General features: G+C 68.0%; 10 protein-coding genes. 8 read left to right on the top strand and 2 right to left on the bottom strand.

From position 1 onward, the window contains the following. Positions 1–12 precede the first annotated feature (12 nt). From cysD to Q8T13_02440, 6 genes are all read left to right on the top strand, one after another. Entirely contained in the window at positions 13–903 is an 891-nt protein-coding gene (cysD, locus tag Q8T13_02465) for a sulfate adenylyltransferase subunit CysD (protein ID MDP3716609.1), read from the top strand. Beyond that, positions 867–2,726 carry a sulfate adenylyltransferase subunit CysN gene (cysN, locus tag Q8T13_02460; protein MDP3716608.1) on the top strand — a complete coding sequence of 620 codons (1,860 nt, stop codon included), beginning with the start codon at positions 867–869 and terminating at the stop codon, positions 2,724–2,726. The genes cysD and cysN overlap by 37 nt, the downstream gene beginning before the upstream one ends. After that, positions 2,723–3,517, top strand: coding sequence for a sulfite exporter TauE/SafE family protein (locus Q8T13_02455; GenBank protein ID MDP3716607.1), 795 nt, complete (start codon positions 2,723–2,725; stop codon positions 3,515–3,517). Before cysN ends, Q8T13_02455 begins: the two co-directional genes overlap by 4 nt. Positions 3,518–3,591: 74 nt before the next feature. Next, a complete protein-coding gene (locus Q8T13_02450) occupies positions 3,592–5,895 on the top strand; it encodes a sulfatase-like hydrolase/transferase (protein MDP3716606.1) in 2,304 nt (767 codons plus the stop codon). Positions 5,896–5,921: 26 nt separating this feature from the next. Continuing rightward, positions 5,922–8,009 (top strand): sulfatase-like hydrolase/transferase, encoded by a 2,088-nt coding sequence (locus tag Q8T13_02445; protein MDP3716605.1) that lies wholly within the window; start codon positions 5,922–5,924, stop codon positions 8,007–8,009. Further along, on the top strand, positions 8,010–9,992 hold the full coding sequence (locus tag Q8T13_02440) for a tetratricopeptide repeat protein (protein ID MDP3716604.1): 1,983 nt from the start codon (positions 8,010–8,012) through the stop codon (positions 9,990–9,992). 86 nt (positions 9,993–10,078) lie between these two features. Here Q8T13_02440 and Q8T13_02435 read toward each other — a convergent pair whose 3' ends face one another. Then, positions 10,079–12,766, bottom strand: a complete 2,688-nt coding sequence (locus Q8T13_02435) for a TonB-dependent receptor (GenBank protein ID MDP3716603.1) — start codon at positions 12,764–12,766, stop codon at positions 10,079–10,081. 262 nt (positions 12,767–13,028) lie between these two features. On the opposite strand from Q8T13_02435, the gene Q8T13_02430 reads away from it, so the two are divergent. Then, positions 13,029–17,003, top strand: a complete 3,975-nt coding sequence (locus Q8T13_02430; GenBank protein ID MDP3716602.1) for a CocE/NonD family hydrolase — start codon at positions 13,029–13,031, stop codon at positions 17,001–17,003. 40 nt (positions 17,004–17,043) lie between these two features. Beyond that, positions 17,044–18,315: a P1 family peptidase gene (locus Q8T13_02425; GenBank protein ID MDP3716601.1), complete on the top strand. Its 1,272-nt coding sequence runs from the start codon at positions 17,044–17,046 to the stop codon at positions 18,313–18,315. A gap of 22 nt (positions 18,316–18,337) precedes the next feature. On the opposite strand, the gene Q8T13_02420 is transcribed toward Q8T13_02425, so the two are convergent. Next, complete coding sequence (locus Q8T13_02420; protein ID MDP3716600.1) at positions 18,338–21,439, bottom strand: serine hydrolase; 3,102 nt, start codon at positions 21,437–21,439, stop codon at positions 18,338–18,340. Positions 21,440–21,913: the final 474 nt, after the last annotated feature.

The following is a 21,913-nucleotide window of genomic DNA, read 5'->3' as shown; positions in this document are numbered from 1 at the left end:
GATGAGGGGTCGATGACGCTCGACGTCCTGGAATCGGAGAGCATCGAGATCCTGCGTGAAGCCGTGGCCGGCGCCGAGCGACCGGTCCTGCTGTATTCCATCGGCAAGGATTCGTCGGTGCTGCTGCACCTGGCCCGCAAGGCGTTCCATCCCTCGCCACCGCCGTTTCCCTTGCTGCATGTCGACACCACGTGGAAATTCCGGGACATGTACGCGCACCGCGAACGCGTGATGCGCGAAGCCGGCATGCGCCTCCTCGTGCACCGCAATGAGGCCGGCCTGGCCGCCGGGGTGAATCCCTTTACGCACGGCTCGGGCCCCTACACCGACGTGATGAAGACCGAGGCCCTCAGGCAGGCGCTCGATGCCCACCGCTTCGACGTCATCTTTGGCGGCGCCCGCCGCGACGAGGAGGCCTCGCGGGCCAAGGAGCGCATTTGCTCGTTCCGGGCGGCGGGCCACCGGTGGGATCCGAAGGCGCAGCGCCCGGAACTCTGGGCCATCTACAACATGCGCATCCGCCCCGGTGAGTCGATGCGGGTGTTCCCGCTGTCGAACTGGACCGAGATCGACGTCTGGCGCTACCTCGAGCGCGAGGCCATTCCGGTGGTCCCCCTCTACTTCGCCGCCGAACGGCCGGTCGTGCATCGCGGCGGGACTCTCGTGATGGTGGACGACGAGCGGTTTCCGCTCGCACCCGGCGAGCAGCCCGAACGCCGATGGGTGCGGTTCCGAACGCTGGGGTGCTACCCGTTGAGCGGCGCCATCGAGAGCCGCGCCACCACGATCGCGGCGATCATCGCCGAGACGGTGGCGGCGGCGTTTTCCGAGCGACAGGGCCGGCTGATCGACAGCGACCAACCGTCATCCATGGAGAAGAAGAAACGGGAGGGATACTTCTGAGCCTCCCCCTGCTTCGGCTGATCACGTGCGGCAGCGTGGATGACGGCAAGTCGACCCTGATCGGCCGGCTGCTGCACGAATCGCGCGCGGTCTTCGACGACCAGACGCGGGCGCTCGAGGCCGATTCGCGCAAGTTCGGTACGCAGGGCAGCCGCGTCGACTTCGCGCTGCTGGTGGATGGACTGCAGGCCGAGCGAGAGCAAGGCATCACCATCGACGTCGCCTACCGCTTCTTCTCCACCCCCGCCCGGCGGTTCATCGTCGCCGACACGCCCGGCCACGAGCAGTACACGCGGAACATGGCCACCGGCGCATCCACCGCCGACCTGGCGGTGATCCTGGTCGATGCGCGCAAAGGCCTGCTCACCCAGACCCGGCGCCACACCCGCATCGTCGCGCTCATGGGCATCCGGCACGTCCTGCTCGCGGTCAACAAGATGGACCTGGTGGACTATTCGCGGGAGGTCTTCGAAGCCATCGTCGACGCCTACGCGCCGTTCGCGGCCGCGTGCGGCATCACCAGCGTCAGGCCAATCCCAATCTCCGCGCTCGAGGGCGATCACCTCGTCGCGCCGAGCGCGCGCATGCCTTGGTACCACGGGCCCACCGTGATCTCCTACCTCGAGACCATCGAGGTGACCGGTCCGCCTTCGTCCGGGCCGTTCCGGATGCCGGTGCAGTGGATCAATCGTCCCGGCCCCGATTTTCGTGGCGCGGCCGGACGGGTCTGCGCAGGCGCCGTGCATCCGGGCGACCGCGTGCGCGTGCTGCCCTCCGGCGTGGAAACCCGCGTCAAGGGCATCGTGATGTGGGGTGGCGAGCGGGCCCGGGCCGAAGCCGGCGACTCCGTCACCCTGACGCTAGGCGACGAGGTGGACGTCAGCCGGGGCGACGTGATCGCGGCCGCCACGGCCGCGCCCGCCGTGGCCGATCAGTTCGAGGCCCGGCTGTTGTGGATGGGATCTCACGACCTCATTCCAGGCCGTTCGTACCTGCTCAAGGCGTACTCAAAGGAAATGCGCGCGACCGTGACCGCCATCAAGCATCGCCTCGACATCGGCAGTGATGCCCACCTGGCGGCGAAGACGCTGGCGCTGAACGAGATCGGCGTGGTCAACCTGTCGACCGCGCAGCCCCTCGTGTTTGAACCCTATTCCGTCAATCGCACGCTGGGCGCCTTCATCCTGATCGACTTGCTCACCTTCGAAACCGTGGGCGCCGGCATGATCGAGTTCGCGCTGCGCCGCGCCGCGAACCTGCACTGGCAGGCGCTCGAGGTCACGGGGCCGGCGCGGGCGGCCTTGAAGCAGCAGCAACCGTGCTGCGTGTGGTTCACGGGCCTCTCGGGCTCCGGAAAGTCGTCGATCGCCAACCGCCTCGAGCAACGCCTGCATGCGGCGGGCCGCCACACCTATCTGCTCGACGGCGACAACATCCGGCACGGACTCAATCGCGACCTGGGATTCACCGAGGCGGATCGGGCCGAGAACATCCGGCGCGTCGCCGAGGTCGCCCGCCTGATGGTGGATGCCGGGCTGATGGTGCTGGTCGCGTTCATCTCTCCCTTCCGCGCCGAGCGGCGAGCGGCGCGAGACCGGTTCGCAGACGGAGCGTTCGTGGAGGTGTTCGTCGACACCCCGATCGAGGAATGCGAACGGCGCGATCCGAAGGGGCTGTATGCGAAGGCGCGCAGCGGAGCGCTGCCAAACTTCACCGGCATCGACAGCCCGTACCAACCGCCGGAATCGCCGGAGATCCACCTGGTCACCACCGGGCGCTCGCCCGAGGAGTGCGCCGAACAGGTGTTCGCGCGCCTGCCGTGACCATCGACGCGTGGCAGGTCGCGGCCGGTGCCCTGACCGGCTTGGTGGTCGGGATGACCGGCGTCGGCGGCGGTGCGCTGATGACGCCGATTCTCTTGCTGGGTTTCGGTACGGCGCCCCTGGTTGCGGTCGGCACCGATCTTTGGTTTGCCGCGATCACCAAGCTCGCCGTGTCCGGACTTCACGTGCGACAGCGATTGATCGACTGGCCGGTGGTGACGCACCTCTGGCTGGGCAGCCTCCCGGCATCGCTGCTCACGCTGCTGTGGCTGGCCAACTGGCAGGCCAACGATGGCGCGGTAGCGCTGGTAAAGGCGGCGATTGCGATCGCGGTGTCAGTGACCGCCGTCAGCCTGCTGGTGGGCCAGCCGTTGCGGGCGCCCGGCGCCCGGCTCTCCGCATCGGCGCCATCATCGGCCGCCATCGAATGGCCGGCGGCGGCGACCGTCGCGGCAGGCGCCCTCCTCGGCGTCATGGTGACCCTCACATCGATTGGCGCCGGCGCGCTGGGTGTGGTCATGCTGGTGCACCTGTACCCACGGCTGGCGCCGCCACGCCTGGTGGCCAGCGATATTGCCCACGCCATTCCGCTGGCGCTTTGTGCCGGCGTCGGGCACCTCGCGCTCGGCGGGATCGATCTGGCCCTGCTGGGCAACCTGCTGGCGGGGTCGATCCCGGCCGCGCTCGTCGGCGCGGCGGTCTCATCGCGGGTGCCGCACGCCGTCTTGCGGGCGGTTCTCGGCGCCGTGTTGCTCGTGATTGGGCTGACGATGCTTCGCGCGGCGATGTGACCCGCCAGCGCTCATGCGCTGGCCGTGAAGTGAGAGGCGGGCAGCCGCGGCAGCGCCGCTGATACCATAGCGGCATGCGCAGGGTCCTTGCAGTGCTGGCCATCCTGGCCGGTCTCGCTGCCGGCTGGTTCGGCTGGCAACAGGGCTGGTTCGGCGGCGCGTCGAGCCGCGGTCCGGCGTCCGTGCTGCTCATCAGCGTCGATACGCTGCGAGCCGACCGGCTGGGCAGCTACGGCTACCAGGCCGCGTCCACTCCGGTGCTCGACGCCCTGGCCGCGCGTGGCCTGCGGTTCGAGCAGGCGGCCACGGTGGCGCCGTTGACGCTGCCGGCCCACGCCTCGCTGCTCTCCGGCACCTTCCCGACGTTTCACGGCGTGCGCGACAACGGCAGCTTCTATGTGAACGACTCCATCACTACGCTCGCCGAGGTGCTGCAAGCTGGCGGCTATCGCACCGGGGGATTTGTCGGCGCCTTCGTGCTCGACCGCCGGTGGGGCATCGCGCAGGGGTTCGACCACTACTTTGACGCGTTCGACCTGTCGAATTACGAGATGGCCGCCGGCCTCGACGCCGCCCAGCGGCCAGGCAGCGAGGTGGTCGATCACGCGCTGGCGTGGCTCGCCGAAGACAGTGACCGTCCGTTTCTGGCGTGGGTGCACTTGTACGATCCCCACAGCCCGTACACGCCCCCCGAGCCGTATCGATCGCGCTTTCCCGCCACCATGCAGGGCGCCTACGACGCCGAGATCGCATTCACCGATGCGCAGATCGGCCGGCTCCTCGATGCGCTCAAGGCGAGCGGGCGACTCGATGACACCATCGTCGTCGTCGTCGCCGACCACGGCGAATCGCTCGGCGAACACGGCGAGCAGCAGCACGGCTTCTTCGTGTACGACGCGGCCGTGCGCATTCCGTTGATGGTGGCCGGGCCGGGTGTGCCAGTTCGCGCCGTGCCCGACCAGGTTCGCATCGTCGACGTGATGCCGACCATCCTGGATCTGGTCGGCGCCGAGGTGCCGTCAGATGTGCAGGGGGTCAGCCTGCTGCCACTGGCGCGGGGCGAAGCGCTGGAGCTGCTGGGCTTCAGCGAAACCTGGTACCCGCGCTTGCACTACGGCTGGAGCGAGCTGACCGCAGTGCGCAACGGCCAGTACAAGTTCATCGCCGCGCCCCGCCGGGAACTCTACGATACGCAGGCCGATCCGGGCGAGACCAACGATCTGTCGGCTGCCAATCCCCGGATGGCCGACGCGCTCGAGCGCGCCCTGCGCGACATGGCCGCGCGAACGGCCACCGCCGCGCCCACGCAGACGCCTCGCGCGATCGATCCCGCGGTGGAAGAGCGCCTGCGCGCGCTTGGCTACGTGGCGACCAGCGTCAGCCGGGCGGCGCTGGCCGAGCGGCCGCGAGGCGATCCCAAAGACATGATCCGGCTTTACAACCTGTTGAAGCTGGCCGGAAGCGACTCGGTCGAGGGCAGGCTGGACGACGCCATGGCCAAGGTTCGCAGCGTGCTCGAGGCCGACCCCGAGGTCATTGAAGCGCACACGATCCTCGGCAACCTTCACACCAAGGCCGGCCGGCTTCCCGACGCGATCAAGGCATACCAGCAAGCGCTGGCCGTCGACCCGGAGCACGAGGGCGCCGCGTGGAGCCTGGCGCTGGCCTACCGGCAGGCCGGCAAACTGGACGAAGCCCGCGCCGGTTTCGAGCGCGTGTTCGACCTCAACCCGCGTGGCGCGAAAGCGCTCTACCAACTGGCGACCTTGTCGATGGGCGAGCGAGACTTCGCGGGCGCGGCCGCGCTGCTGGAGAAAGGCCTCGACCTCGGCGATCGCGCGGTCTTCCTGGTCAAGATTGCCGAAGCGCGCATCGAGCTGAAACAGCTCGACGCCGCCCAGGCCGCGCTGGCCGAAGCAATCAAGATCAACGCCGGTCAATCCATGGCCCACTACGACCTGGGCCTGGTGCACGAAGCACGCGGTGAGTGGCAGGCCGCCGCGTCCGCCTACGAGGCCGAGATCAAGGTCAGCCCCAAGCTGTACCAGCCCCACTTCAACCTGGCGAAGCTGCTCGCCCGCAGCGGGCGGCCCGCCGATGCCCTCACGCATTTTCGCGCGGCAGTCGACAAGAACCCTGAGTTCGGCACCGGCTTCCTGTACCTCGCCAAGGCGCTTCTGGACGCCGGCAATCTGAAGGACGCTGAGGAGGCGGCCACCCGGGGACTCGCGACGAAGCCCGATCCCGCCATGGTCCCCCTGGGTCACTACGTACTTGCCGATATCTACTCGCGCCAGGGTCGTGACGCGGATGCGGCGCGCCAGGCGGCGGCCGGCAAGCGGGCCGAAGCCAGGGGCGGGAGCTCGGGGCGCCGGTGAGTTTGACACCGAGCAGTCGACTCGTCGTGGCCGTGGCGCTGATCGCCGCCAGCGCCGGGTGTGCGCCCACGCCACCGGCAGTGCCGGCCGCGCGCACGGCCCGGCACGTGCTGGTGGTCACCATTGATACGCTCCGCGCCGATCGCCTCGGCGTCTACGGCAATCCGACGGTGGCCACGCCGAATCTCGACCGTCTGGCTCGCGAAGGGGCGATGGCCCTTCACGCGTCGGCGCATTCGCCCATCACGCGTCCATCGCACATCTCGCTCTTCACCGGCCTGTACCCGGCCGAACACGGGATTCGCGACAACGTGTCCCCGCCGCTTGGCAAGGGCGTGCCCGTGCTCGCCGAGATCCTGCAGCAGCGCGGGTTCCGCACCGGCGCCTTTGTCTCGTCGATCGTGCTGTCGAAGCAGTCGGGTCTCGGCCGCGGCTTTGCGCACTACTCCGACCAGTTCGAGGTCGGCGAAGACGACGCCCGGTTCCTCAACACGATCCAGAAGCGCGGCGATGCGACGGTGGCCGAGGCCGTGGCCTGGCTCGGCGAACCGGGACCCGAACGGCGCTTCGGGTGGGTCCACCTGTACGATCCGCACGATCCCTACGAGCCGCCTGAGCCGTATGCGTCGCAGTACGCCGATCGGCCGTACGACGGCGAAGTCGCCTGGTCGGATGAGTTGGTGGGCCGACTCGACACCGCGCTCGGCGCGGCGGGCCTGCGTGACGACACCCTGCTGCTGGTCACCGCCGACCACGGCGAAGGGCTGGGCGAGCACGACGAGGCGGTGCACGGGTTCTTCGTCTACGAAACAACGCTCCGCGTTCCGTTCATCGCGCGCGGCCCCGGCATCACTCCTGGCACGAGGCTCGGCGTCGTGGCGCGAGCCGTTGACGTGATGCCGACCGTGCTCGAACTGCTGGGGCTGGCCGAGGCGACGCCCGCCGTCTCCGGCCGATCGCTGGCCGGGGCACTTGGCGGCGCCCCCCTGGACGATGAGCCGACGTTTGCCGAGTCGCTCACGCCGCTCATTCACTACGGGTGGAGCGATCTGCGCGCGCTTCGCGACGGCCGGTGGAAGTACATCCTGGCGCCGCGGCCTGAGCTGTACGATCTCGATCGCGATCCGGGTGAGCTGCACAACCTGGTCGATCGGGAACCGGCGCGAGCGCGCGCCTACCGGGCGGGAATCGAGCAACAGCTTCGCCAAGAGCAGGCGGCTGTGCGCGATCCTGGCAGCGTCGCCTCGGTGCCACCCGACCTGCTCGAGAAGCTGGGCGCGCTCGGCTACGTGAGTAGTGGCGGCCCCTCGACCAGCAAGGCTTCTGGCGCCGACCCGAAGGACAAGATCGACGAGTATCAGACCCTCAATACGCTGATGCGCGAGGGCCTGGTCAACCTGCGGGAAGGCCGCTACGCCGTCAGCCTCGAGCGTTTCCGGGGACTCTTCGGCCGCGGCATCGACAGCTTCGAGGCCCACTACTACGCCGCCCGCGCCTTGACCGGGTTGAAGCGGTGGCGCGAGGCGGCCGCTCACTACGAGGGCGCCATCGAGAAACTGCCCTCCTACTCGGCCGCCTACCTCGGACTCGCCGACGCGCACCTCGCCGACGGCAATGCCACCCTGGCCCTGGCCGCGGTCCGCCGCGGACAGAAAGCCGCACCGGACGATCCCCGGCTGATCGAACGCGAAGGCGACCTGGGACGGCAGCTGGGTGACCGGAGCCTCGCCGCGCGCGCCTACGAGCGCGTGGCGCAGATGGCGCCTCGCGATGCGCTCGTGCGGGTCAAGCTCGGCGAGCTGTATCGCGACGGGGGACGACCGGTCGACGCCGCCCGCTTGCTGCGCGAAGCCATCGCGCTCGATCCGGAAACGGCGTCGTATTGGAATTCGCTCGGCATGATCCTCGCCGGCGGCGGCGACTTGTCCGGAGGCGAAGCGGCCTTTCGTGAGGCGGCCACGCGCGATCGCGCCAACCCGCAGTACACCTACAATCTGGGCCTGGCCCTCGCCCGGCAGAACCAGCGCGACGAAGCGGCCGCGCAGTTCAGGCGCACGCTCGAACTCGACCCACGGTTTGCCGCCGCACGGCAAAGGCTCGCAGAGCTGCGCTGAATGGCCGCCCGGGTCGTCTCGATTGTCGTGATGGCCGCGGCGGTGGTCTGGACGTTCCTGCCTGCCACCGGTTTTGCCTTCCTGAACTGGGACGACCAGGCCGTCATCGTCCAAAACCCATCGCTCGGCTTTCCAGGCGCCGCGACCTGGGCCTTCACGACCACCTACATGGAGCATTACCAGCCACTCAGTTGGCTGGTGTGGGCGGCCCTCAAGACGCGCGCCGGCCTCGACGCGACGGTGTTTCACGCCGCGAATGTGTTGGCGCATCTCGTCTGCGTCGCGCTGGTCTGGGGCGTGAGCCGTCGTGTGTTGTCGCGATCGGCGCCGGACCTGCCCGGACCATGGCACGACAGGGCCGCCCTGGCCGCGGCCCTGCTCTATGGTCTGCACCCACTGAGAGTCGAGGCGGTGGCGTGGATCAGCGCGCTGCCCTACACGCTCGCGCTCGCCCTGATGCTGGCGTCTCTGCTCGCATACATGGAAGGTCCGGCTAAAGCCGGACACCACATTTCCGTCACGGAAGGTCCCCATGCGTCCTGGCCGTGGTGGGTTGCGTCACTGATGCTCTATGCCGCGTCACTCGGGGCGCGACCCGTCGCCCTTGGCTTTCCGATCGTGCTCCTGGCCGTCGATGCCGGCCTCCTCAAGCGAGGCCGGCGCGCGAGCCTGGCCAGGGTGTCGCCGTTCGCGGTCCTGGCCATTGCGGCGGCCGTGATCGAGAGCGTGGCGCGCGTCCCTGGGTTGAACGACACGCCGTGGCTGTACCGTCTGCAATCGGCGGCATCGGCCCCGTTCGTGTACCTGTGGCACACCGCGGCGCCAATTGCGCTGACGCCGCTCGCCGTGCTGCCGATCGAGCCGGTCGCGCACTCCGGTGTGCTGGTCGCGGCGTTGCTGTCTCTGGCGGCTGCATCCTTCGCCGCCTGGACCTGGCGCCATCGGTGGCCCGGTCTCTCAGCGGCGTGGGTGGCGTATCTGGCGTTGCTGGCCCCGGCCGCGGGACTGGTGCCAAGCGGGCTCCAGGTCACTGCCGATCGCTACACCTACCTGCCCGGCGTCGTCGTGGCGATCGTGGTCGCGGGGGCCGCCGCGCGGTGGGCCGCACGACGGCAGGGCCGTGCCCGGCTGGTGACCACCGCCTTCGTGGTGTTGGCCGTGGCTTCATCCCTGGCGTCGCGGCAGGCCCTGGCATGGTGGTCCGACTCGGTGTCGCTCTGGACGCGCGTCGTGACCCTCGATCCCACTCACGATGTCGGCTTATACAACCTCGGGACCGCGCTGGCCGCCGAAGGGCGCAACGAAGAAGCGGCGGTACGGTATCGACAGGTGCTCGCGCTCAGGCCCGACCACGCCGACGCCAGGGCCAATCTGGATCGCCTTGATGCCGCGCGTCTCGAACGCCAGGGCAACGACCTGGCGGCCAGGGGCGACTTGACCGGGGCGGCCGAGCGCTACCGGCAGGCCGTCGCCCTCGACCCTCAGCGAACCCATTCGCAGGCCAGCCTGGGCATGGCGCTCGCCAGCCTTGGCCGCGTCAGCGAGGCGTTGCCGGTCCTGCGAGAGGCAATACGCCTGGGCGTTGTTGACGACCCGGCGGTCCCGAGCGCGCTCGGCGTGCTGCTACTCCAGTCGGGGCAGACGCGCGAGGCGCGGTCGGTGTTTGAAACGGCGTTGGCGAAGCACCAGAACGACGTCGGCCTTGCGCACAACCTGGCGCGACTGTTGGCGACTGGTCGTGTCATCGAGCCTCGAGACGCGATGCTGGCGCTGCGACTGGCCGGCGCGGTCGTCGCGGCCACTGGCGAGCGCGATCCGCGGGCCCTGGAAACGCTGGCGACGGCGCTGGCGGCCAACGGCCGGCGGGCCGAGGCCATGATGGTCAACGCCAAGGCGGCATCGCTGGCCACGGCCCTGGGCGATCATGACCTGGCCGTACAGATCACTGCCCGAGGTGCCGAGTATCGGCGCCCCGGGCAGTAGGTTGGGTCTAATTTCAGGAGTTCAGGAGTTCAAGAGAATTTCTGATTGGATTCTCCTGATCTCCTAATCTCCTGTTCAGCTCCGGACTAGAACCGGAACTTGCCGCCGACCATCAGCCGGCGCGGCAGGATGAACCGTGACGCCACGTTGTAGTTCGCGTTGCCGAGGCGCCGGTCGAGCACGCTCTCGTTGGCATCGCTGTTGGTCAGGTTCAGGAAGTCCCCGAACACGGCCAACTCCGCGCCGCGGCCGAGGTCAAATGACTTCTCGACGCGAGCGTCGATGGTCTGCCATGTCTTGGTGCGGAGCTCGCCGTCGCTCGGCGTGGCAATGATGCGGCTTGCCCCGGGAATGCCCGTGGCGCTGGTGGCCGCGCGAATCTCCGAGTAGACCGGCTTGCCGGTCTGGCTCATGAAGTTGACCGACGACATGATCCCCCACGGCATCTGATACAGGAACTGCGTCTTCAAGACCACCGGCCGGTCGCCAATGAGGCGGCCGTCGCTGTTGATGAAGTCGTTCGGGTTCTGGCCGAAGATGCCGGCCGTGCTGGTCTGCGACGTGAGCGGTGTGGCGCGGGCCGAACTCGAGCCCTGGCGGCCGGTGGACTTCGACAGCGTCAGGCCAAAGTTGGCCTGCCAGCGGCTCGACATGCGCTTCTTGATCTCAAACGCTACGCCGTTGTAGCGCGAGAACATGCGGTCGTCGTTCCTGAGCTGGAAGCGTCGCGAATCGGCGCCGCTCGTCAAGCGGTAGACCTGGGGCACGCTGGCGCCCGCTGGCGCCGTGTATGCGACCAGGCTGTAGGTGCCGCCGATGTCCGGGAACGCCGTCTGCTGCTCGCTGCGCTTGTGCACGTAGCTCACTGATAACCCGATGTGGGACCCCACCTGCTGCTCCCAGGCAGCGATGAACTGGTCGGTGTAGGGGTTCTTCAAGTCAGGGTCGACCGAAAGCTTGGAGTTGTCGGACACCAGTTCCTGGTCGAGCGGGACTCCGGCCGCACTGTAAAGGCCGGAGAACAGGTATCTGGGCGAGATCGACGGCGTGGTGTTGTCGAACTCTCCGGTCACGATGCCCCGGTAATAGCGCCCGTAGTGCACCTTGAGCAACGTCGAGCCGCGCTCGTTCACCTTGAAGTTCAAGCCGATGCGTGGCGACACGACCCGCCATCGGAAGACCTCGTCGACCGCCCGGGACTGTGCCCCTGTGGGCTTGCCGCTCGCATCGAGGAGGTCCTGCGCAGCGATGTAGGCCTTGCTGTCGTCGTAGCGGAGGCCCACGTTCAGCGTCGCCCGTCCGACCTGGTAAGTATCGTCGGCGAAGATGCCCATCGACCGCAGGCGGCCGCCCTGGGTGTACGGCAACTGCGTGTAGCCATACGCGGGCGTCGAGCCGTACGTGTAAATGTAGTCGTTGGGGCCGTAGGTGTACTCGCCGAGGCCGCCGTTGTACTGCACCCCCAGCTTGAAATCGTGGCTGCCACCCATGAACGCATCGGCGTATTTCGTGACCTTGGCCGAGAACGCGGTCTTGGCGCTCTTGCCGTCGTACCACGAGTAAATGCCACCGGTAATCTGGCCGGTGTCGAGGTCGTGGTAGCGGCGCGCCACGCGCGATCCGCCGTTGAGCGGGTCGCCGTGATCGACACCGTAGAAGCCCGAGTAGCGCGCTTCGAGCACGGTGGTCGGGTTAACGACCGAGGTCCACAGCAGGCCAGGCGATGGGTTGTGCCCGGTCTCGATGGAAATAGTGCTGGGCGCCGTGGTGGCGGTGGCGCGGCCCGGGATGCGGTAGAAGTCGTCGTGCATCTGGAACTGCAGCCGATGGCTCTGGTTGAACTGGTAGTTCACCTTGTAGAAGTAGCGCTTGGCCGACGACCGCGCGGGGAACTGCGGATCGGTGCCGGGCTGCGAGTCGGCGTCCTTCTGGTATTGGAACGACCCGAAGAACCAGAACTTGTCCTTCATGACCGGGCCGCCCAACTGCACGGTGGTGTCCTTGAACTCATCGCGGTTGTAGGGCAGCTTGTTGTCTTGCTTGTCGGTCGTGTTGCGGCCCGTCAGGCTCTGATTCTGGAAGTAGAAGTTGGCGTCGCCATGGAAGTCATTGCTGCCCTGGCGCGTCACCACGTTGAACACCGCGCCGCCCAGGTTGCCGTAGTCGGCGGGCGCGCCGAGCGAGAGCACCTGCACTTCTTCGATGGCGTCGGTGTTGGGCCACGGCCAAGCCGCGCCGGTCAGCGGCGCGGTGAAGTCGGTGCCGTCGATCAGGTAGACGTTCTCGTTGGTCGCCGATCCGAACGACTGTGACCGTGAACTGGTGGAGGTCGACGGGCTCACGCCAGGCGCGGCGTTGATCAGGTCGAAGAAGGTGAACCGGCGGACCGGTGCGTTTTCGACCCACTCACGAGAGTAGTTGGTGGCGACCTGCGAGCTGGTCGAGTCGACGATCGGGGACTGGGCGACCACGGTCACAGTTTCGGTCAGCGTGCTGACTTTGAGCGCCACGCTGACTTCGGCCGTGCCGCCAAGCGACACCTGAATGCCGGTCTGCGCGCTGGTGGTAAAACCGGAGAGCTCCGCCGTGATGTCATACGACCCCGGCGGCAGGTTCGGGAATCGATAGGCGCCCGTCTCGTTGCTCACCGTCGTCGGCGCGCCCGGCACGGCTCGCCCTCTTAGCGTGAGGGTGACCCCCGGCAGCACGGCGCCAGACTCGTCGGTCACCACTCCACGAATGACGCCGGTGGTCGTTTGGGCCCACCCGGACATCGGACTGGTTAATAGCCCGACAATCATCAAGACCCAGGCCATACGTTGCCGCATCGCATCCTCCCAATCCAGTTTCCACACGCGCGTAGGTCACTGCCGTCGACGACGGCAGTCCCTGAGTTACACCGGATTACATCCGGGCGGATTATCCAGCGGTTGAGCTGCAGTGTCAACGAGCGATATTCCACACGACGGCGTTCGTCCCAGGCAATTCCGGTGCGGATTGACACCCGGGGCGCCGGGGGTTAACGTCCCGATTCTCATGGTCATTCGTGCCGTACCGGTCCTGGCGCTGCTCCTGCTCGCCGCCGCCTCACTTCCGGCACAGGTGTCGCCTGAGGTCCACATCGAGAAGAACGTCCCCGCCCGCATGCGGGACGGCATCGTTCTTCGTGCCGATGTCTACCGGCCTGCTGCGGCCCGGCCGGGACTGCAGTCCCGGCCCGCCAAACTGCCCGCCCTGCTGCAGCGCACGCCCTACTCCAAGAACGATCGCGACTCGGCCCGGCGATTCAGCGCCATCGCGGCGCGTGGGTTCGTCGTGGTCGTGCAAGACACCCGGGGGCGCTACACCTCGGACGGCGTCGCCCGTCCCCACGATGAGGCTGACGATGGCTACGATTCAGTGCAATGGGCCGCGTCCCTGCCGGGCGTCGACGGTCGCGTCGGCATGTTCGGCGGCAGCTACCTGGCGACGACCCAACTCCAGGCCGCGACCCGTCAGCCACCGGCGCTCGTGGCACTGTTTCCCGCCTCGTCTTACAGCCGCCGCCATGACATGGTCTTCCAGGGCGGTGCGTTCTACCTCAGTGACGGGCTCGGGTGGAATCTCGGCCAGGCGATCGACGTCCGGCGCCGGGAGTTGGCGCCGGACCAGGACCGGGACAACCCAATCGGCCTGGACCCGAAACAGTCGGCCCTGCTCAGATCGTCATGGTTGTGGCACCTGCCGCTCAGCTCCTTCAATGAACTCGGTCTGGATCGCTTTGCGCCCGGTTACCGGCAGATGCTCGCCCACCCCGACGCCGACGCGTTCTGGGATCCCTCCGACATTGAGTCTCGTCACGACCGTTTCCTTGTGCCAGCCTTCCACCTGACCGGCTGGTACGACACCTTGCTCACTGGCACGCTACGCAACTTCACGGGCCTGCGCGCGCGCGCGGCCACCGACACCGCGCGCCGCTACCAGCGCCTCGTGGTCGGCCCCTGGACCCACGCGCGACCGAGCAAGGACACCACGGCGATCGGGAATGTCGATTTCGGTCCGGACGCCGGTTTTAGCGCGGACGAAGCCATGCTCAGCTGGTTTGACTACTGGCTCCGCGACGGTGCCAATGCGGACTCCAGCGGAAACAGTGTGGCGTCCGGCTTCAGCCGGACCAACCCCGCAGATCAGGCGCCGGTGCGCCTGTTCGTCATGGGAGAAAACCGGTGGCGCGACGAACAGGAATGGCCCCTCGCGCGGACCCGATCCACCGCCTATTACCTGCGCAGCGGCGGCCATGCAGCCACGCTGTCGGGGGATGGACGCCTCGACCTTGCGGCCCCGGGTCAAGAGCCACCGGACCAATACACCTATGACCCGAAGGACCCGGTGCCGACGGGCTCGAGCGGCGGCTACTCGCGTGCGCCAATCGATCGGCGGACGATCGAGCAGCGCCCCGACGTGCTCGTCTACACCAGCTCGCCGCTGACCGCCGACCTCGAAGTGACCGGTCCCCTCGCGCTCACGCTCTGGATCGCGTCGAGCGCGCGCGACACCGACTTCACCGGCACATTGGTGGATGTGTTTCCTGACGGCACGGCCCGGGCCCTCGCCGACGGCATCATGCGCGCGCGCTACCGGGCCGGCAAGACGGCGCCGGCGCTCTTGACGCCCGGCGAGCCCACCGAGATTACGATCGACCTCGGCGCCACGTCCAACCTGTTTCGCGCCGGACACCGGATCCGCCTCGAGGTATCGAGCAGCAATTTCCCCCGTTTCGACCGCAACCCCAACACCGGCGGGGTCTTCGGTCACGACGCCGCGGTGGTCAGCGCAACGCAGACCATTCTTCACGACGCGTCGCATCCGTCACGCCTGATCTTGCCCGTCGTGCCGCGTCAGTCACCCGTGGCGTCAACTGCCGCCGCGCCGCCGCCGGCCCCGCTCGGCGCATCGCCGTCGCGGGCGGCCGCCATGCGGGCGGTTGAACAGCGCTTTCTGAGCGGCGTCTCGACCGAGTCGATCAGCACCATGCACCAGCTGGTCACCGAGCATCCGCACATCGCCGGATCGGCGCGCTCGATGGCGGTGGCCGAGCGGGTGCGACGCGCGCTCGACACGGCGGGCTTGCAGACCGAAGTGCGCGACTACCTCGTGCACCTGTCCACGCCGAAGTCGGTGACGGTGGACATCGTCTCGCCGAGCGCCGAATCGCTGGCCGTCCGCGAGCCCGTCGATCCGCGCGATCCTGACGGCGCGCATCCTGAACTGGGTCCGGCGTTTGTCGCCTACTCCGCGTCGGGCACGGTCAGTGCACCGGTCGTCTACGTGAACTACGGCCTGCCGCCCGACTACGCCAGCCTGGCCGCGGCCGGCGTCGACGTGCGCGGCAAGATCGTAATCGCGCGCTACGCGCGCAGCCACCGCGCCGTGAAGGTTCACACCGCGGAACACGCCGGCGCGGCGGGCATCATCATCTATTCCGATCCGGCGGATGACGGCTATGCGCGCGGCCTGGAATGGCCCGACGGCCCCTGGCGCGCCGATTTCCAGTCGCAGAGCGGCAATGCCAAGTACAGCTGGTTCTGGCACGGCGATCCGCTAACGCCCGGCGTCGGCGCCACGCGCGGCGCCCCGGCCCTCGATCCGGCCACGGTGCCGACCCTTCCCAAGATCCCCGCGGTGGTGCTGTCGTGGAAGGAGGCGTCGAAGATCCTGTCGAAGCTGACCGGTCCACCGGTGCCGGCCGGGTTCCAGGGCGGGCTGCCGTTCACCTATCGGCTGGGCCCGGGCCCGGTGACGGTGCGGCTCGACGTGCAGATGGAGGCGAGCCGGCGGCCCATTCGCAACGTGATCGGGAAGATCACCGGCCGTGATCCCGACCGCTGGATCGTGCTCGGCACCCATCACGATGCGTGGAGTTTCGGCGGGATGGATCCCGGCACGGGACTGGCACCGACATTCGAGGTGGCACGCGGCCTCGCGGCCCTCGCGCGATCGGGCTGGACGCCAGAGCGTTCCATAGTCTTTGCCTTCTGGGATGCGGAGGAGTTCGGGCTGATCGGATCGACGGAGTACGCCGAGGCGATGCAAGCCGAGCTGCGCGAGAAGGCCATCGTCTACATCAATACCGACCTGTCGATGCGCGGCCGCTTCGACGGCGGCGGCACGCCCTCGCTCCGCGACTTCCTCGTGCAGGTGACGCGCGAGGTGCCGCACTACGATGGCGGCGGTTCGGTCTACGACCGCTGGCGGGCCGACCAATGGCAGCGACAGCCGGTGGAGCGTCGCCGACGCGGACCCGACGGCTACGAAGTGGAGCTGGCGGCGCTTGGCAGCGGCGCCGACTTCGTGGCGTTCCAGGATTTCCTGGGACTGCCCACCTTGCAGATGGAGTTCGACTTCGAGGGGAGCTACGGCCCCTATCACTCCAACTACGACACGCGGCAGTACGTGGAGCGGCACACCGACCCCGGCTTCAAGGTCGGCCAGACCCTGGCGCGCGTGCTCGGCCTGACCGTGATGCGCCTGGCGTCGACGGAACTGCTCCCGTTCCGCTATTCGCACTACGCGCGAAAGATGGAAGAGTTCATCGACACCGCCGCTCGGTGGGCGGTCGATGATTCCGGTCGTCGTCGAGTGGTCACCGACCTCGCGACGGCCCGCGGCCTGGCCACGCGGGCGATGACTACGGCGTCTGCGATTGAAGCGCGGCTGGATCGACATGTCGCCGCGGGTGTGGTCGATCCGGTCCGTGCGCGCCGGCTCAACGACGCGCTCGTCCGGCTGGAGCAACAGTTGTTGGACGAGTCGGAACCCCCGGCGACGCGCTGGTACCGGCACGTGATCTACGGATGGAACATCTACTCTTTGTACGAGGGCCAGCCACTGCCAGGGCTGGCCGAGGCGATTCGCGTCGGCGACGCCGCGGCGGTCGCCCGCGAGACGGCTCGCCTGGAACAGGCTCTCACGCGTTTTGTCACCACCCTCGAGGAGATTGCCCGCCTTGCTGACACCGTCGACGCACCGTGATCGGCCCCGGCCCGCGTCCCTCAGCCGTGGGCTCTGGGGCTTGAGGCTTGGTCTGCTCCTGCTTGGCCTGGCCGCCATGTCGCGCGCGTGGCCCGCGGCGATGGCGCCGTCGGCCACGACGTTCGCGATCGTGAATGCCAATGTCGTTGACGGCGCGGGCGCGCCGGCGCGGGCGCCCCGCGCTTGGGCCGACCTCGTGCGGCGCCAGAACGCCGCGGTCCGGCCACGCGCGCGCGACCTCGGCGTGCCCTTCGAGGGCACCGCCGGGTCGCGCAACGCCATTACCGACGTGACGGGGGTTGAGGTCGGATTCGCCACGATCGTGACTGGTGAGGGCGCGCTCGTGCGGGGGAAGGGCCCGGTCCGCACCGGTGTCACCGCCGTGCTGCCGCGTGGTCGCTCCGGCGACAACGTGTTCGCCGGGTGGCACACGCTCAACGGCAACGGCGAGATGACCGGCACGACCTGGATCACCGAGGGCGGGTTTCTCGAGGGGCCGATCCTCATCACCAATACGCACAGCGTCGGCGTCGCTCGGGACACGGCGGTGGAGTGGATGGCTCGCTACTCGGACATCGTGCCTTTGCCAATCGCGGCTGAAACCTACGACGGCACGCTGAACGATATTTTGGGTTTTCACGTCAAGCGCGAGCACGTGTTGGCCGCGCTCGATGGCGCCACGCCCGGCGCCGTGCCTGAAGGCAACGTCGGCGGCGGCACCGGCATGATCGCGTTCGGCTTCAAGGGTGGCACCGGCACCGCCTCGCGCGTGGTCACGGCCGGCGGCGCCGACTACGTGGTCGGCGCCCTGGTGCAAGCCAATTTCGGCCGGCGCCCGCAGTTCCTCGTGGCCGGTGCGCCCGTCGGTCGAGAAATTCCTGACCTGATGCCCGAGACCGGGCGTCCGCGCGCAGTCCAGGGTGACAATCCCGAGTCAGGCTCGATCATTGTCGTCATCGCCACCAACGCGCCGCTGCTGCCGCACCAGCTGCGGCGGCTGGCGCAGCGCGCGGGGCTCGGCGTGGCCCGCGTCGGCGGCACCGGCGGCAACGGTTCCGGCGACATTTTCGTGGCATTCTCAACGGCCAATCCAGATGCCTACGCGAAACCGGCCACGGCCGCGGTGACGATGCTCGCCAATGACGCCATCGACCCGTTGTTCCAGGGGGCGATTCAGGCCACCGAAGAGGCCATCATCAATGCGGTGGTCGCGGCGGAGACGATGGTGGGACGCGACGGCAATCGCGTGCACGCCTTGCCGCACGACCGATTACGCAGCGCGCTGCGGAAATACAACCGGCTCGCGCCCTAGCCGCCCTCCGATCGTCTGGCGGTCACCGCGGTGGCGAGGGACGAAGCGCCGATCGGTCGACCGTCCCGCCGAAGTGGTCGGCGACGATGGCGGCGATGCGCGCCTCGGCCTCGTGAATCTCCGCGGTCGTGCCGCGATGGTGGCCGGCGAAGGTCACGAGCACGATGGGCGTCCCCTTGACCCACATGATGCCGGCATCGTTGGCCACCCACGGCTGCCCATCACCGGTCTTGTGTGCCACCTCGACGTCCGCGCCCAGGTATCGCGGAAAGCGATTGTTCACCTGCTGACGCTTGAGGATCGACACCATGAGTGCCGAGGCATCCTGTGACACCAGTTCGCCCCTGGCCATTAGCGAGAACAGTCGCCCCGTTTCCCGCGCCGTGCTCCGGCCGAAGTAGAGGCCGGTGTCCTCGATGACCTTGCGAAACGCCTCGCCAACGGCGGCGTCGCCATACTTCGCAAACGGAAACTGGACCGTGCGATCGCCGCCGGCGTCCCGATAGGAGGGATCCAACTGCGACAGCCAGAGTCGATCCCATTCGAGATCGGAAAACCGAATCATGGTGTTGGGCAGACCCAGGCGCCCCATAAAGCGCGTCACCTCGTCCCGGCCCACCAGGTCGCCCAGCGCGTCGGTGGCTTCGTTGTCGCTGATGATGATCATCAACGTGAGGAGGTCCTTCACGGTCGGCTGGAGCCCGGCATCGAGGGCGTAGAGCACGCCCGAGGGGATCCGGCGCTGGTCGGCCGTCAGCGTGATGCGATCCGAGAGCGACAGCCGGCCTTCGCGCACGCGCTCGAGCACGGCCGCCATCAGCGGCACCTTGATCACGCTGAAGGTCTCGTACGGCGAATCGGCATCGATCGCCACGCGTTCGCCGGTCGTCACGTTCTCGACATAAACGGCCATGCGGCCGTCGACCTCGTCGCGCACCTGTCGCAGCCGGGCTTCGAGGCTGGTGAGCGCGGCGCCAGCCGGCAACTCGGCGGCCGCGGCGTCGGCAAGCGCGCTGTTGCGCGCCAGCGCGTCGGCGACGAGCGAGAGCTGGGCGGCCGCGCGCGGCCAGTCGCCCTGTTCGGCGGCTTCGGTAATGCCCGGCAGGGTCATGGCGGCATAGGTGTAGCGCGGGGCGTAGAGCAGGTGCTTGAACCACGGACGGCCGGGAATGCCCGCCTCGTGCAACCAGTTCTGCTCGAACTGCCGCAGGCTGCGGTTGACCCGGCCGGCCACTTCGCGCGTCGGCCCGCCGGCCGCCAGTGCCGACTCCAGGCGAAGGTTCAACTTCCGGCCCGATGTCCGCAGCGCCTTCACCCCGTCCACGAGTCGCGGGATGTCGAGGTGCTCGCGCACGCCCGTGATCGCGTCGAGGTGGCGGACGAAATCCCGAACCGACGCGGCGTACGACTCGACATCGAGCGGCAGGATCTCGGCATTGGCGAGCCGCAGCGCCAGCGAGCCCCAGAGCTCGGTCATCAACTGGTGGTAGCGGTAACCGGGATCGCCGATCTGGTTGATCCAGTAGTGGCTGTCGTAGGCGGAGTGGTAGACGCCGTACGGCCCGGTGAACCCCATCTCGACCACCGGCAGGCCGACGTGATTGATGAACACGGTGTGGTCCGACCCGCTGCCGATCCTGGTCACGGCCAGCGCCTGGTCCGGCAGCGTGCCCTCCTTCGGGCCGTCGCTCTCGCCTTCGGGGCGCCGCCACGCCTCGTACAGCGACACGCCGGACGGGTCGCGGAGCTCCTTGGTCAGGTCCACCACCATCGGCGCCAGCGATCCCACCGCCGACAGTTCGAGCCGCGGTCCGGATGCCGACGAATCGACGTTCAGGTATGCGACTGCCTTCTCCCTGAGTTCAGCGGCAAACTGCTCCCCCCATTCAGTGGACCCGGTGAGCGTGACCTCCTCGCCGTCCCAGGCGCAGAACACCAGCGTCCGCTTGGGGCGCGTGCCTTCCTGCTTGAGTCGGCCGAGCGACTTGGTCAGCTCCATCATCGACGCCGTGCCGCTCGAGGGATCGACGCCGCCAAAGACCCACGCATCGTGATGGTTGCCCAACACCACCCACTCGTCGGGCAACTCGCTGCCGGTGATGCGTCCCTCTACCACGTAGTTCGGCTGCACGTCGGTCCGCATGTCGATCTGCAGGCGCATGCGCGCCACCTCGCCGCCGAGTCGATACTCAATCGGCAAGGCGCCCCTCCACTCGGCCGGCGCCAGCGGTCCGCCGAGCTTTTCAAGGATGGGTTGAATGTCGCGATACGACATCGGCAGGGCCATCACCTTCGGCACCGACACCGCCTCGCCAATCGGGATGCGCCTGGCGCCAGGCGTGGACGCCCAGCCCGGCGTCAACGGATCGCCGGGGACCAGGTAGTCGTAGGCGATGCCGCCGCGCTGAAAATGGCTCGCCGGTCCCCACGGGCCCTTGGGGAACGTCTCGCCCTTGACGTAGCCGTCCTCCTGCGGGTCCGAGTAGACAATCATCGCGGCCGCACCTTCCCGCTCGGCGGTGAGGGCCTTGAATCCGCGGTAGCTGTAAGGGTTCGAGTAGCGGACGATCACGATCTTGCCCCTGGGATCGATGCCGTTGCGGCGCAGCACGTCGTAATCGGCGGGATTCCCACTGTTGGCGTAGACCACCGGCGCGGTGACGTCGCCGGACGCGGAGAACGACAGCCACGCGCCGCTGATGGCCTTCTGGGAAGAGTCCGGGTCTTCCCGGTAGGGATCCTCCCTCAGCGACGGCACGTACCGGATCGGCGCCACGAGTTCGGCGCGAATCCTTCTCGGATTGGACGACAGCACGTCGTACCTCCGGATCACGACCTCGTCCAGCCCTTGCGCCTTCCATTGCGCGGCGATGTAGTTGGCGATCTCGAGGGTACGCGGAGAGGTGGCCGGGTGCGGCTTCGCCGTGAAGTAGCGGTGCCATGCCTTGATTGACTCGGCGTTGGGCAGCTCTCGCAGGCGACGCTCGGTCGCTCGCTGGGCGAGCGAACCCTCCGGCGAGAAGCCGCGAATAGGCGGCATTGCCGTGCGGTCCTGGGCACCCGGCGCCGCGACGAACAGGACGGCGGCGACGAGCGAAGCGGCAAGCGGGCGATTGGGGAACATCAGCAGGCCTTTCAGGTGGATTGACTTCCTGGATACCAGATCGCTCACCGGCCGTCGGGTGCACCGCCTGTCAGGCCGGGGACAGTTTGAGATCGGGAAGATTCTCTCCCAATACCCCTGCGTTGTCATGCGCTCGAATGGTGTTGACAACTACTGGCATCGGGTCCGGCCAAATGTCCGGCAGGTCCACCTCGCCTGGTAGCCGCAACGAAAACGCCAGCCGTTCGGTGGGCGGAATGAACTGGGCATCGACTCCGGCGCGATTCCCACGAGGATCTGCCCGGTACCACCCGATGCCAGGAACAGGACCGCATTCAACCCATGAAGGCAAAAACGATGACCGCCGTCATCGACGTCGAGCCCCCTTTCCAAGCACATCAATGCCGAGTCGACATAGTTCTCGGCAACCCGGTTGAAAAGAACCCCTACCCTCATCTGACAGCGGTTGATTCGTCGAAAACAGCACGCACAAGC

This window comes from Acidobacteriota bacterium, from assembly GCA_030697165.1.
Taxonomy (GTDB): Bacteria; Acidobacteriota; Vicinamibacteria; order Vicinamibacterales; family UBA2999; genus 12-FULL-67-14b.
This window is presented reverse-complemented; position numbering and strand designations above follow the sequence as displayed.